This window comes from Aromatoleum bremense, assembly GCF_017894365.1.
Classification (GTDB): Bacteria; Pseudomonadota; Gammaproteobacteria; order Burkholderiales; family Rhodocyclaceae; genus Aromatoleum; species Aromatoleum bremense.
This window is the reverse complement of sequence record NZ_CP059467.1, coordinates 3,760,322-3,773,191: the sequence shown is the minus strand read 5'-3', so window position 1 is coordinate 3,773,191 and position 12,870 is coordinate 3,760,322. Positions and strand designations below refer to the sequence as shown.

Below are 12,870 nucleotides of genomic sequence, written 5' to 3'. Positions count from 1 at the left end.
GAGGGGAACACCTCACCGTTCAACTTGGTTTGTCACCCCTCGCCTGCAGCGGCAGCAGGCGCATTCGCGTGCGGTCGGGGTCAACCGTGAGCAACGCGCCTTCTTCCAGCTCGGAGGTCATCTGTCGCAGGGCGACGATAATCTGCTCGCCGATTGCGTCCGGGCTGACATCCTCCGCACGACACTCGGCTTCTCGCCGTGCGTAGCGGCGAGGATCGCGCCGAAATCCAGATCGTGGGTGAGCACCACGTAATCGGCGGCTTTGGCGTAGGCCATGATTTCCGAGTCCGGGGCGTTCTTCGCCCCCAGCGAAGTCCAGTGCACCGCTTCGAATCCTGCATCGCCCAGCACCCCGATCCAGCGCGGCGACAGATTCATATCGACGAGCAGCTTCATGCGGAGGCCAGCACGACCTCGCGCTCTTCGGCCCGCCATGCGGCGTAACGAAGCGCCTGCATGATGTCCTCACGTTCGAGGTAGGGGTAATCGGCAAGGATCTCGTCGACGCTATGCCCTGCGCCGATCTGTCCCACGACCATGCCGACCGTGACACGCATGCCCCGGATGCACGCTTTGCCGCCCATCACGCCGGGCTCCTGGCTGATCCGATCAAGCTGTCCCATGGTCCACTCCTCTCGAAACCCGATGTCAGGGTAGTTCAAAAATAGCATTTCAAGAACCATTCATGAGAACGACAAAACCTTGATCGCGAGGGATTCGATCACCTCGGTCAGCCCTCCAGATGCGCGAGGATCGCGTTGAGCATTGCGCCGCCCAGCCGCTTGCTGCGCGCGCCGCTCCAGCCGGTGAGGCCGTCGGGGAGGTTGGCGTTGTCCTTGAACGGCATCTCCAGCGTCAGCGACACGCAGCCGAAGCGGTGCGCGACCCACTTGCTTGCCAGCGTCAGCAGTTCGTCGCCGAACCGGCCGGACTTGTAGCCGTGCCGCGTCTGGAAATCCGGGCTCGCCGCGGCCAGGGCGGCAACGAGGCGCGCCTGCTGCTGCGCCATCTCGGCGGTGAAGCCGGGCACTTCCTCGGCGGTCGAGAAAAACACATAGGGCAGCGACTCGTCGCCGTGGATGTCGAGGAAGAGATCGCAACCGCTCGCCTCCATCGCTTCGCGCACGCAGAACACTTCGGGACTCGCAACCGGGTCGGGCGCGCGCCATTCGCGGTTCAGGTTGCGGCCGGCCGCGTTGGTGCGCAGGTTGCCATGAACGGCGCCGTCGGGATTCATGTTGGGCACGATGTGCAGCACGGCCTGTTCGCGGATCTTGCGCGCGACCGGGTCGGCGGCGTCGAGCAGGCGCTCGAGCAGGCCTTCGACGAACCATTCGGCCATCGTTTCGCCAGGATGCTGTCGGGCGATGATCCACACCGGCCGGCGCCCCGGGCTCGCCCGCCCGACAACGATACGGTCGATGTCGCGCCCTTCGACCGTCGTGCCGAGCGTGTCTATCTGCGCGAACGCGGACATCTCGGCCCAGCCGAGCAGATCCAGGTGGCGTTCGTGCGAGTACGGCTCGAAATACGCGTAGTAGATGCTGTTGCGCTCGGGTGTGTGCTCGACGATCAACTGGCCGTTCTCGTACGCCGTACTCGCGACGCGGAACCAGTTGCGCCGGTCGTACGAGGCGACGCAGCGATAGCCCGGCCAGCCTTCGGCAAAGGCCGCGTCGCCCGCGTTCTCGAACGTCATGCGAAGCGGCCGGCCCGCGGCGCCGTGCAGGCGGAAATAGAACCACTGGTGCAGGTTCGCCGCATTGTCCGCGCGCAGCCGCAGGCGGATGTCCTGCGGGTTGGCGATGCTGACGACCTCGATGGCGCCGGCGTCGAAGTTGTGGCTGATTTTCATGCTGTCCCCCGGATCGCAGTGTGTTGAGCGTCAATCGGTGCGGCGCCGGAACACGAGCGTGTCCACGTCCGAAACTTCCGGTGCGAAGCCGTAGCCTTCGGCGTCGAAGCCCTTGAGCCCCTCGACGTCCTCGACCCGGTTGCGGATCGCGTAGCGGCTCATCAGGCCGCGCGCCCGCTTCGCGTAGAAGCTGATGATCTTGTAACGCCCGCCCTTCCAGTCCTCGAACACCGGCGTGATCACCTGCGCGGCGAGCTTCGCCGGCCGCACCGACTTGAAGTACTCCTCCGACGCAAGGTTCACGAGCACTGCGCTGCCGCCGGCCTCGCGCTCGGCGGCGAGCAACCGGTTCAGCGCTTGGGCGAGCGTGTCGCCCCAGTAGGCGTAGAGGTTCGCCCCGCGCGGATTCTTGAGCCGGGTGCCCATTTCCAGGCGGTAAGGCTGCATCAGGTCGAGCGGGCGCAACATGCCGTACAGCCCGGACAGGATGCGCAGGTGCTGCTGCGCCCAGGCGAGGTCGTCTTCCGAAAGGCTGCCCGCGTCGAGCCCGCCGTAGACGTCGCCGTTGAACGCGAGCAGCGCCTGCTTCGCATTGTCGGGGGTGAACGGCCGATGCCAGCGCTCGTAGCGTGCGACGTTCAGCGCAGCGAGCGGGTCCGACAGGTGCATCAGCTCCGCGACCTCCGCAGGCGTCTTCTGCCGCAGGATGCCGATCAGCTCGCCGGCTTCATGCAGATAATCCGGCTGCGTGGCCGTGGCGGTGACCGGCGGCGTTTCGAAATCCAGCGCCTTGGCCGGAGAGATCACGAAAATCATGGATTGTGCTTGTTGTCGTTGCCGGGCCGACGCATGGTAACAAAACGTCGTGCATCGCGTCGCGCGGGGGCGGGGCGTGGCGGGGCGTTTGACACGGGCAGCCCGATTGCGCGACATTCCTTGGTCCCACCCGGCCGGAATCCCAGATGCACGCCCCGTCACTGCTCGAACGATCCCTTAGGAGCGTATGGCACCCCTGCACGCAGATGAAGCAGCACGAAGCGCTGCCGCTGGTGCCGATCGTGCGCGGCGAAGGCCCGTGGCTCATCGATGCCGACGGCCGCCGGCTGCTCGACGGCATCAGCTCATGGTGGGTTAATCTCTTCGGCCACTGCAACCCGCGCATCAACGCCGCGCTGCGCGCGCAGTTGGAGACACTCGAACACGTGATGCTCGCCGGCTTCACGCACGAGCCCGTCGTCGAGCTCTCCGAACGGCTCGCGGCGCTGACCGGACATCGCCTCGGGCATGCGTTCTACGCGTCCGACGGCGCGTCCGCGACCGAGATCGCATTGAAGATGAGCGCGCATTACTGGCGCAACCTCGGCCTTGCGGAAAAATCCCGCTTCGTCAGCCTCGCCGGCAGCTATCACGGCGAAACCGTCGGCGCGCTGGCGGTCACCGACGTCGCGATCTTCCGCGACGCGTACGCGCCGCTGGTGCGCGCCGGCACGACCGTGCCGACGCCGGACGCCCGCCTCGCCCTGCCCGGCGAATCGGCCGCCGACGTCGCCCGCCGCGCCGCCGCCGCGCTCGAAGCGCATCTGGTCGAGCACCATGCGCAGACCGCCGCGCTGATCGTCGAGCCGCTCGTGCAGGGCGCCTCCGGCATGGTCATGTACGACCCGGAATACCTGCGCCTCGCCCGCGCGCTGTGCGACCGCTACCGGGTGCATCTCATCGCCGACGAGATCGCGGTCGGGTGCGGGCGCACCGGCAGCTTTTTCGCATGCGAACAGGCCGGCATCTGGCCCGATTTCCTGTGCCTGTCGAAAGGCATTTCGGGCGGTTACCTGCCGCTGTCGCTGGTGCTCGCGGCCGACACCGTCTATGCGGCGTTCTACGATGACTCCGCGACCCGCGCCTTCCTGCATTCACACTCGTACACCGGCAACCCGCTCGCGTGCCGCGCCGCGCTGGCGACGCTGGACATCTTCGAACAGGATGACGTGCTGGCCGCGAACCGCGTGCTCGCCCGGCAGCTCGGCGACGCCGTCCACGCGCGTTTCGGCGCGCATCCCGCAGTGCGGCAGCTGCGCCAGCGCGGCATGATCCTCGCGTTCGACGTCGCGACCGAGCGGCCCGACTTCGCGCGCAACTTCTTCCGCGCCGGGCTCGACCACGGCGTGCTGCTGCGCCCGATCGGCAACACCGTCTATTTCATGCCGCCGTACATCCTCGACGCGGCTCACGTCGCGCATCTCGTCGACGGCGCGGCCGCGGCGCTCGCCGAAGCGCTCGAGCCGGTGCCGGGCTGACCGCGATGCTGCTCGACCGCCTCAAGGCCGACCTCCTCGAACTCGATGCCCGCGCGCTCAGGCGCACGCGCCGCAGCCTCGCGACACCGTGCACCCCGCACGCCCGCGTCGACGGACGCGACATGCTGGCATTCTGCAGCAACGACTATCTGGGCCTCGCCGCCGAACCGGCCCTCGCGCACGCGCTGCAAGCCGGCGCCGCACGCTGGGGCGCGGGCTCCGGCGCGTCGCACCTCGTGAGCGGCCACTACGCCGTCCACGACGAACTCGAAGCGCGGCTCGCGGCGTTCGTCGGCTGCGAACGCGCGCTGTATTTCTCGACCGGCTACATGGCGAACACGGGGACGATCCCGGCGCTCGTCGGGCGCGGCGACGCGATCTTCGCCGACCGCCTGAACCACGCGTCGCTCATCGATGGCGCGCTGCTGTCGCGCGCCGAGCTGCACCGCTATGCGCACGGCGATCCGGCTGCGCTGGAGCGCGCGCTCGCGTCGAGTTCGGCGAAACGCAAGCTGATCGTCACGGATGCGGTGTTCAGCATGGACGGCGACGTCGCGCCGCTCGCAGCGCTGCTCGATCTGGCCGAACGCTTCGATGCGTGGCTGATGGTCGATGACGCGCACGGCTTCGGCGTGCTCGGCCCGAACGGGCGCGGCGCGATTGCCGAAGCCGGTCTCGCGTCGTGGCGGCTGATCTACGTCGGCACGCTCGGCAAGGCCGCGGGCGTGTCCGGCGCGTTCGTCGCCGGCCACGCCGATGTCGTCGAGTGGCTGATGCAAAAAGCCCGCACCTACATCTTCACCACCGGCGCGCCGCCCGCGCTCGCCGAAGCGCTGCTCGCGAGCCTCGACCTGATCGAGCGCGGCGACGAGCGCCGGGAGCACCTTGCCGGACTGGTCGCGCTGCTGCGGCGCGAACTCGCCCTCGCCCGCTGGCAGCTGCTGCCGTCACGCACGCCGATCCAGCCGGTGCTGATCGGCGACAACGCCGAAGCGCTCGCCGTCGCCCGCGCGCTGTGGGACGAAGGCCTGTGGGTGCCGGCGATCCGCCCGCCGACCGTGCCGCAGGGCACCGCGCGCCTGCGCATCTCGCTGACCGCCGCGCATTGCGCCGACGACGTCCGCCGTCTCGCGCACGCCCTCAACCGGCTCGAGGCGCGGCGATGAGCCGGCCGGATCTCGTCCTGCTGCATGGCTGGGGGCTCGGTCCGCAGGTGTGGACCGCGCTGACGCCGCATCTGCCGGGCGGGCTGCGCGTGCGCACGCCGGCGCTGCCGGGTCACGGCGGCGCACCGGCCCGCGGCACGACGCTCGAAGCGTGGGGCGACGCGCTGCTGCCCGAACTGCCGGACGGCGCGGTCGTATGCGGCTGGTCGCTCGGCGGGCTCGTCGCGCTCGATCTCGCGCAGCGTTATCCGCGCAAGGTCGCGCGGCTGGTGCTGATCGACACTTCCCCGTGTTTCGTCACCCGCCCCGAAAACACCGCCGCGCCGTGGCCGCACGGGCTCGCCGCCTCGACCGTCGCCGGCTTCATCGACGATTTCGCGCACGATCCGGCTGCGACGCTGCGACGCTTCGTCGCCCTGCAGGCACTCGGCGACGCGCGGCGGCGCACGGTCGCGAGCATGTTGAACGCCGCGCTCGCCGATATCGAACAGTGCGATCCCGCTGCCTTGGGCGCGGGCCTCGAACTGCTCGCGGACACCGACCGGCGCGCCGTGCTCGACGACGTCCGCCAGCCCGTGCAGCTGATTCACGGTGCCGGCGACGCGCTGATGCCGATCGCCGCCGCCGAATGGCTCGCGACGCGACTGCCCGACGCCCGCCTCGCACGATTCGACGACTGCGGCCACGCGCCTTTCCTGTCGCGCCCGGAAGACTGCGCCGCGCTCATCGAGGACGTCGTCCGTGGTTAGCCGCACGGTCCCGAAACACGCGGTGCGGCGCGCGTTCGATCGCGCCGCTGCGACCTATGACAGCGCGGCCGCGGTGCAGCGCGAGATCTGCCACCGGCTCGCCGAGTTCGCCGCCCCCCGGCTGGCGTCGGCGCCGCCGCTGCACCGCGTCGTGGATGCCGGATGCGGGACCGGCTACGGCCTCGATCTGCTCGCGCGGCTTTGTCCGCAGGCGACGCTGATTGCACTCGACTTTGCGCCGGCGATGCTCGCCCGGCTCGCTGCAGTCGGGCCGGAACACGCGCGTCCGGTACCGCTTTGCGCCGACCTCGAAGCGCTGCCGCTCGCCGGCGGCTCGATCGACGCCGTCTGGTCGAGCCTCGCGCTGCAATGGTGCGAACCGGCGCTCGCGCTCGGCGAGTTTGCGCGGGTCTTGCGCCCCGGCGGCGAGGCGTGGATCGCGACGCTCGGGCCGCGCACGCTGTGGGAGCTGCGCGACGCTTTCGCCACTGTGGACGACGCCGAGCATGCGATCCGCTTTCACCCGTCCGAGCATTGGATCGCGGAAGCCGTCGCGGCCGGCTTCGAACCGATCGCCGACGACAATTTTCCCGTCTTCGCCGTCGCCCCCGACCTGCGCCAGCTACTGCGCGACATCAAGTCGATCGGCGCGCACAGCCTCGGCGCGCAGCGGCGCCGCGAACCGCTCGGCCGCGCGGCCTGGAAAGTGCTCGAAACACGCTACGAGACGCATCGCCGCGACGACGGCCTGCTGCCTGCGACCTATGACCTGATCCTGCTCGCGCTGAGAAAACCGGCGCAAGCCGCGGGTTGCGGCGCGGGCATCGCCGCGGCCACCGAAGGATCGACAGATGACTGAACCCCGCGCCTGGTTCCTCGCCGGAACCGACACCGAGATCGGCAAGACTTTCGTCGCCTGCGCGCTGCTGCATGCGGCGCGGCGGGACGGCCACCGCGCGCTCGGCATGAAGCCGGTCGCCGCCGGCGCCGAGTGGGTCGCCGGCGAATGGCTCAACGAAGACGCCGCGCAGCTGCGCGCGGCTTCCAGCTTCGACCCTGGCCTCGACCGGCTGAACCCCTACTGCCTGAAGACGCCGGTCGCCCCGCACATCGCCGCCGCAGAGGAAGGCATCGTCATCGAGCCGGCGCGCATCCGCGCAGCGTTCGAGAGCCTGCGCGCGCAGGCGGACATCGTCATCGTCGAAGGCGTCGGCGGGTTCCGCGTGCCGCTCGGCGAGCGTTACGACACGGCGGACCTGGCACGCGAGCTCGGGCTGCCGGTGATCCTCGTCGTCGGCATGCGCCTGGGCTGCATCAACCATGCGCTGCTGACCGTCGAGGCGATCGCGGCGCGCGGCCTGACGCTCGCCGGCTGGATCGCGAACCGCATCGACCCGGCGATGCTGCGCGCGGACGAGAACCTCGAAGCGCTGCGGCGGCGCATCGATGCGCCGCTGCTCGGCGTGGTCCCGCACGTCGCCGGCGCCGACCCGGCGCAGGTCGCCGCGTCGCTGCAACTGCCCGCTTGACCGCCCCGGCGTCGCGCTATGCGGCGCGGCGCTGGCGCATCTGCTCGAACAGGCACACCGCGGCCGCTGCCGCGACGTTCAGCGACTCGACCGCGCCCGGCATCGGAATGACGACCGTGTCGGTCGCGAGTGCCGCGACCGCCGCAGACAGCCCCCGGCCTTCCGCGCCGAACAGCCACGCGACCGCTCCGCGCAAGTCCATTTCGTACAAGCCGCGCGCGCCGGCGCCGAGCCCCGTCGCGAGGATCTGTCCCGGGTAGCGCTGCAGCAGCGCCGCGACGTCCGCCTGCTCATGGATCCGCAGGCAGAAGTGCCCGCCCATGCCGGCGCGCAGCACGCGCGGCGACCACGCCTGCGCACAGCCCGGCGCCAGCAGCACGTCGCGCACGCCCGCGGCCGCCGCGGTGCGCAGGATCGTGCCGAGGTTGCCGGCGTCCTGCACGCCGTCGAGCACCAGCAGCGATTCGGTGAATGCCTGTGTCGACGGCGGCGCCGGCAGGTCGATGATGGCGATCAGGCCCGATGGCGTGTCGACCGGGCTGACGTGCGCGAACAGCGCGTCGGTGAGGTGGATCGCCGGCACGCCGGCGCAGCGCTCGAGCAGGTCCGCAATCTCGGCGCGGGCGAGCCCCTGGTCGCTGGCGACGAGCTCGTGCAGCGGCCAGCCCGCATCGAGCGCCGCCCGCACGAGATGCGCACCGTCGAGCAGCGTGCGGCCCTCGCTGCGCCGGTCGCGCGCCGAATGCGCGAGCCCGTGCAGGCGTTTGACGGCCGGATTGTCGCGGGAAGTGATCGTTTTCACTGCGAACGGCCCGCCAGACCCTTACAGCCCGAGCCCCAGCGTCGCGATCGCGATCGTGACGAAGCCGAGCGCGAGGTTGAACGCGACGCGCTGGCGGATGAGGTTCAGCGCGACCGCGCCACCCGCCCAGTTCTCGCCGGCCACCGCCGCCTGCAGCGCGCGCCACGGCCCTGCCCAGATCCACACGAACACTGCGATCATCACGAAGCCGGTGACGAGCATCACGTGCCACGCGACCGGCGCCCGCGCGAAGCCGGTGTCGACCAGCATCGCAACCCCGCTCGCGGCGATCAGCGCGACGCTCGTCCATACCAGCGGGAAAAAGCGCGCGAATACCGCGGCCCACAGCGGCAGCCGCTGCGCCGGAGGCAGCGCGGTCGCCGCGGGGCGCAGGCACAGGTACGCGAACGCCATTCCTCCGACCCACACGACGACGCCGACGAGGTGCAGGAACAGCATCAGGTGAGGAAAAGTCATGTCAGCGTCCCCGCAGGCCAGAGTTCGGGATTGTCGAGCAGCTCGCGCACCGGCGCGAAGCTGCGGCGGTGGCACGCAGCAACGCCGTGGCGGCGCAGCGCGAGGAAATGTTCAGCCGTAGGGTAACCCTTGTGGCTCGCGAAACCATACGCGGGATACTTGCCGTCGAGCGCGACCATCTGCGCGTCGCGTACCGTCTTGGCGAGGATCGACGCCGCGGCGATCGCCGGCACCGTCGCGTCGCCCTTGACGACCGCCTCGGCCGGCACTGCCAGCGGCGGGCAGCGGTTGCCGTCGACCCGCACGAGGTCCGGCACGCAGCCGAGCGCGGCCACCGCCCGCTGCATCGCCAGCATCGTCGCGTGCAGGATGTTCAGGCGGTCGATCTCCTCGACGCTCGCTTCGGCGACCGCCCACGCGATCGCCCGCTCGCGGATCAGCGGCGCGAGGCGTTCGCGCGCCCGCTCGGTGAGCTTCTTCGAGTCGTTCAGGCCATCGATCGGGCGGGCCGGGTCGAGGATCACCGCGGCGGCGACGACCGAACCGGCGAGCGGTCCGCGCCCGGCCTCGTCGACGCCGCAGATCAGGCCGATTGCCGGGATGGCTTCCATTCGGGGCTCCGGTTCAGGTAGGGAAGGATCGCCGCCGCCGCACGCCCGGCGGTGTCCTGGCGCAACTCGCGATGCAGCGCCTCGAAGCGCAGCGCAAGCTCGGCACACGCGTCGGCGTCGTTGAGCCAGCGGTCGAGCGCGTCGGCCAGCGCTTGCGGCGTCGCGTCGTCCTGCAGCAGCTCGGGTACGACGCTGTCGTTGCACAGGATGTTCGGCAAGCCGACCCACGGCAGGTAGGCCATGCGTTTCATCAACCGGTACTGCCACTTGCCGATGCGGTAGCTGATCACCATCGGCCGCTTCAGCAGCGCCGCTTCAAGGCTCGCGGTGCCGCTCGCGACGAGCACGACGTCGGCCGCCGTCATCGCCTCGACCGCATGGCCGAACAGCAGGCGGATCGGCAGCTCGTCGGCGTCGGCCGCGTGCAGCGCCTGCTCGAACAGCGCGCGCGTCTCGCGTGTCGCCAGCGGAACGACGAAGCCGATGTCCGGGTGGCGCTCGGCGAGGAGACGCGCCGTCTCGATGTAGGTCGCCGCGAGATTGCGCACCTCGGACTGGCGGCTCCCCGGCAGCAGCGCGACGATCCTGCAGTCGGCAGGGAGGCTCAGGAGTTCGCGCGCCGCGGCGCGGTCCGGCGCGAGCGGGAACACGTCGGCGAGCGGATGCCCGACGTAGCTCACCGGGATGCCGGCCTTCTCGTACAGCGCCGGCTCGAACGGAAACAGGCACAGCATGTGCGACACCGAGCGCGCGATGCCCTTGATGCGCCCGCCGCGCCACGCCCAGATCGACGGGCTGACGAAATGGATCGCCGGAATGCCGGACGAACGGATCCTGCCTTCGAGCCACAGGTTGAAGTCGGGCGCGTCCACGCCGATGAACGCGTCCGGCCGTTCCTGCCGCACGCGCCGCAGCAGCGCCTTGCGGATGCCGGACAGCTCGCGATAACGCTTCAGCGCATCGACGTAGCCATGCACCGCGAGGCGCTCGCACGGCCACAGCGCGTCGAAGCCCTCGGCCTGCATCTTCGGCCCGCCGATGCCGTAGAACTCCGCATCGGGGATTTTCTGGCGGATCGCGCGGATCAGGTGGCTCGCGAGCAGATCCCCGGAGGCCTCGCCCGCGACCATCGCGATGCGCGTCGCCATCGGCTCAGCGGACGACGCCGCGCGCGGAGGCCGAAAGAAAGGCCCCGAACGGAGCGACTTCGGAATGGTCGGCGGCGATCTCGCCGATGCGCGTGCGGGCTTCGTCGAAGCTCAGCCCGGAGCGGTAAAGGGCGCGGTACGCGCGCTTGATCGCCGCGATGCCTTCGGCGGAAAAACCACGCCGCCGCAAGCCTTCGCTGTTGATGCCGTGCGGCTTCGCCGGATTGCCGGCGACGGTCACGAACGGCGGCAGATCCTGCAGCAGCACGGTGCCGACGCCGCAGAAGCTGTGCGCGCCGACGCGCACGAACTGGTGCACGCCGGTGAAACCACCAAGGATCGCCCAGTCGCCAACGTGCACATGTCCGGCGAGCGTCGCGTTGTTGGCGAAGATCGTGTGGTCGCCGACCTCGCAGTCGTGCGCAATGTGGACGTACGCCATGACCCAGTTGTCGCTGCCGACGCGGGTCACGCCGGCGTCCTGGCTCGTGCCGACGTTGAACGAACAGAACTCGCGGATCGTGTTGCGGTCGCCGATCTCGAGCCGCGTCGGCTCGTCGTCGTATTTCTTGTCCTGCGGCGCCGCGCCGATCGAGCAGAACTGGAAGATCTCGTTGTCGCGCCCGATGCGGGTGCGACCTTCGATGACGACGTGCGGTCCGATGCGCGTGTTGTCGCCGATCTCGACGTGCTCGCCGATGATCGAATACGGGCCGACGGCGACGTTTGCCCCGAGCGCAGCGCCCGGGTGGACGATGGCGGTCGGATGGATCATGACAAGGTCTTGAGCGCGCAGGTCAGCTCGGCTTCGGTCGCGAGCTCGCCGCCGACGCGGGCGACGCCCTTGTACTTGTAGATGTTGCGCTTGCTCTGCGTGATGACGACGTCGAACAGCAGCTGGTCGCCGGGGACCACCGGGCGCTTGAAGCGCACGTTGTCGATGCCGGCGAAATAGACCACCGAGTTCTCGTCGGGCTTGACGCCCATGCTCTTGAACGACAGCAGCGCGGCGGCCTGCGCCATCGCCTCGACGATCAGCACGCCCGGCATCACCGGGTGATGCGGAAAGTGGCCAGGAAAAAACGGCTCGTTCATCGTCACGTTCTTCAACGCGAGGATGCGCTTGCCTTCTTCGATCTCCAGCACGCGATCCACGAGCAGAAAGGGATAGCGGTGCGGAAGGTACTGGAGAATTTCGTTGATATCCATGGCGATCACCGGGCTTTTCATTCTTTGCGTTCTTCGAGGGCGCGTATTCTATCGACCAGCGCATCCAGATGGCGCAAGTGGGCGAAGTTTTTCACCCATTCGGCGTGGCCCTGCACCGGCAGGTTCGCGGTGTAGACGCCGCGCCGGCGGATTGATTTGGTCACCAGCGTGCCCGCGGACACCACGACGTCATCGACGATCTCGAGGTGCCCGATGATGCCGGCCTGGCCGCCGATCATGCAGCGCGCGCCGATCGTCGTGCTGCCGGCGATGCCGACGCAGCCGGCGATTGCGGTGCGCTCGCCGATGCGCACGTTATGACCGATCTGGATCTGGTTGTCGAGCTTGACGCCGTCGCCGATGACGGTGTCGTCGAGCGCGCCGCGGTCGATCGTCGTGTTGGCGCCGATCTCGACGTCATCGCCGATGACGACGCGGCCGACCTGCGGAATCTTGACCCAGCTGCCGTCGCGCTCGCGCGCGAAGCCGAACCCGTCCGCGCCGATGACCACGCCGGCATGCACGATGCAGTCGCGCCCGACCACGCAGTCATGATAGATCGTGACATTGGCGTTGAGCCGCGAGCCCGCGCCGATGCGTGCGCCGCGCCCGATGCGGCAGCCCGGACCGATGACGACGTGTTCGCCCAGCTCGACGTCGGCGTCGATCGACGCCCCGGCCGCGACGGTCACCGAAGCAGGAACGGGACTCGCGACGCTCGCCGCGGGATGCACCCCCGGCACGAACGCTTCGGGCGGGTTGAAGAGCTGCGCGACGCGCGCGAAATAGATGTAGGGATCGGCGGTGACGATGCGCGGCAGGACGGTCAGCTCGCGCGCAGCGGGCGCAAGGATGACCGCCGACGCGCCGCACGCGGCGAGGTGCGACTGGTATTTCGGATTCGCGAGGAACGCGAGATCGCCTTCGCCGGCCTGCTCCAGGGTCGCTACGCGGCGCACCGCCGTTGCCGGGTCACCCAGCAGTTCACCGCCGAGGCGCTCGACGAGTTCATCCAGGCGGAACATGGAAC

The 12,870-nt window shown here is 69.6% G+C and carries 16 protein-coding genes; 5 read left to right on the top strand and 11 right to left on the bottom strand.

The features are described 5' to 3' along the window. Positions 1 to 117 precede the first annotated feature (117 nt). The 4 genes from pbN1_RS17785 to yaaA form a co-directional block, all read right to left on the bottom strand. Positions 118 to 396, bottom strand: coding sequence for a DUF5615 family PIN-like protein (locus pbN1_RS17785; RefSeq protein ID WP_210147569.1), 279 nt, complete (start codon positions 394 to 396; stop codon positions 118 to 120). Next, the gene (locus pbN1_RS17780) at positions 393 to 623 is read right to left on the bottom strand and encodes a DUF433 domain-containing protein (RefSeq protein ID WP_169203562.1); all 231 of its coding nucleotides are present in this window, start codon (positions 621 to 623) and stop codon (positions 393 to 395) included. The genes pbN1_RS17785 and pbN1_RS17780 overlap by 4 nt, the downstream gene beginning before the upstream one ends. A gap of 107 nt (positions 624 to 730) precedes the next feature. Then, positions 731 to 1,855 (bottom strand): M14 family metallopeptidase, encoded by a 1,125-nt coding sequence (locus pbN1_RS17775; protein WP_169203561.1) that lies wholly within the window; start codon positions 1,853 to 1,855, stop codon positions 731 to 733. Between the two features lie 30 nt (positions 1,856 to 1,885). Next, on the bottom strand, positions 1,886 to 2,671 hold the full coding sequence (yaaA, locus tag pbN1_RS17770) for a peroxide stress protein YaaA (protein WP_169203560.1): 786 nt from the start codon (positions 2,669 to 2,671) through the stop codon (positions 1,886 to 1,888). A gap of 146 nt (positions 2,672 to 2,817) precedes the next feature. On the opposite strand from yaaA, the gene pbN1_RS17765 reads away from it, so the two are divergent. The 5 genes from pbN1_RS17765 to bioD are packed head-to-tail and all read left to right on the top strand — an operon-like array spanning position 2,818 to position 7,593. Then, on the top strand, positions 2,818 to 4,149 hold the full coding sequence (locus tag pbN1_RS17765) for an adenosylmethionine--8-amino-7-oxononanoate transaminase (protein ID WP_169203559.1): 1,332 nt from the start codon (positions 2,818 to 2,820) through the stop codon (positions 4,147 to 4,149). Between the two features lie 5 nt (positions 4,150 to 4,154). Beyond that, a complete protein-coding gene (bioF, locus tag pbN1_RS17760; RefSeq protein ID WP_169203558.1) occupies positions 4,155 to 5,315 on the top strand; it encodes an 8-amino-7-oxononanoate synthase in 1,161 nt (386 codons plus the stop codon). Further along, positions 5,312 to 6,064 carry an alpha/beta fold hydrolase gene (locus pbN1_RS17755; RefSeq protein WP_169203557.1) on the top strand — a complete coding sequence of 251 codons (753 nt, stop codon included), beginning with the start codon at positions 5,312 to 5,314 and terminating at the stop codon, positions 6,062 to 6,064. Before bioF ends, pbN1_RS17755 begins: the two co-directional genes overlap by 4 nt. Continuing rightward, positions 6,057 to 6,923 carry a methyltransferase domain-containing protein gene (locus pbN1_RS17750; RefSeq protein ID WP_169203556.1) on the top strand — a complete coding sequence of 289 codons (867 nt, stop codon included), beginning with the start codon at positions 6,057 to 6,059 and terminating at the stop codon, positions 6,921 to 6,923. The genes pbN1_RS17755 and pbN1_RS17750 overlap by 8 nt, the downstream gene beginning before the upstream one ends. Beyond that, entirely contained in the window at positions 6,916 to 7,593 is a 678-nt protein-coding gene (gene bioD, locus pbN1_RS17745; protein ID WP_169203555.1) for a dethiobiotin synthase, read from the top strand. Before pbN1_RS17750 ends, bioD begins: the two co-directional genes overlap by 8 nt. 16 nt (positions 7,594 to 7,609) lie before the next feature. On the opposite strand, the gene pbN1_RS17740 is transcribed toward bioD, so the two are convergent. Genes pbN1_RS17740 through lpxD form a run of 7 tightly spaced genes read right to left on the bottom strand, consistent with a single transcriptional unit; the run spans position 7,610 to position 12,865 of the window. Continuing rightward, the gene (locus tag pbN1_RS17740) at positions 7,610 to 8,395 is read right to left on the bottom strand and encodes a TrmH family RNA methyltransferase (RefSeq protein ID WP_169203554.1); all 786 of its coding nucleotides are present in this window, start codon (positions 8,393 to 8,395) and stop codon (positions 7,610 to 7,612) included. A gap of 21 nt (positions 8,396 to 8,416) precedes the next feature. Next, entirely contained in the window at positions 8,417 to 8,872 is a 456-nt protein-coding gene (locus pbN1_RS17735) for a CopD family protein (protein ID WP_169203553.1), read from the bottom strand. After that, positions 8,869 to 9,483 carry a ribonuclease HII gene (gene rnhB / locus pbN1_RS17730; protein ID WP_169203552.1) on the bottom strand — a complete coding sequence of 205 codons (615 nt, stop codon included), beginning with the start codon at positions 9,481 to 9,483 and terminating at the stop codon, positions 8,869 to 8,871. Before rnhB ends, pbN1_RS17735 begins: the two co-directional genes overlap by 4 nt. After that, positions 9,456 to 10,631, bottom strand: a complete 1,176-nt coding sequence (lpxB, locus tag pbN1_RS17725) for a lipid-A-disaccharide synthase (RefSeq protein ID WP_169203551.1) — start codon at positions 10,629 to 10,631, stop codon at positions 9,456 to 9,458. Before lpxB ends, rnhB begins: the two co-directional genes overlap by 28 nt. A gap of 4 nt (positions 10,632 to 10,635) precedes the next feature. Then, positions 10,636 to 11,406 (bottom strand): acyl-ACP--UDP-N-acetylglucosamine O-acyltransferase, encoded by a 771-nt coding sequence (gene lpxA / locus pbN1_RS17720; protein WP_169203550.1) that lies wholly within the window; start codon positions 11,404 to 11,406, stop codon positions 10,636 to 10,638. Next, on the bottom strand, positions 11,403 to 11,840 hold the full coding sequence (fabZ, locus tag pbN1_RS17715) for a 3-hydroxyacyl-ACP dehydratase FabZ (protein WP_169118709.1): 438 nt from the start codon (positions 11,838 to 11,840) through the stop codon (positions 11,403 to 11,405). The genes lpxA and fabZ overlap by 4 nt, the downstream gene beginning before the upstream one ends. A 17-nt stretch (positions 11,841 to 11,857) precedes the next feature. Then, positions 11,858 to 12,865 (bottom strand): UDP-3-O-(3-hydroxymyristoyl)glucosamine N-acyltransferase, encoded by a 1,008-nt coding sequence (gene lpxD / locus pbN1_RS17710; RefSeq protein WP_169203549.1) that lies wholly within the window; start codon positions 12,863 to 12,865, stop codon positions 11,858 to 11,860. Positions 12,866 to 12,870: the final 5 nt, after the last annotated feature.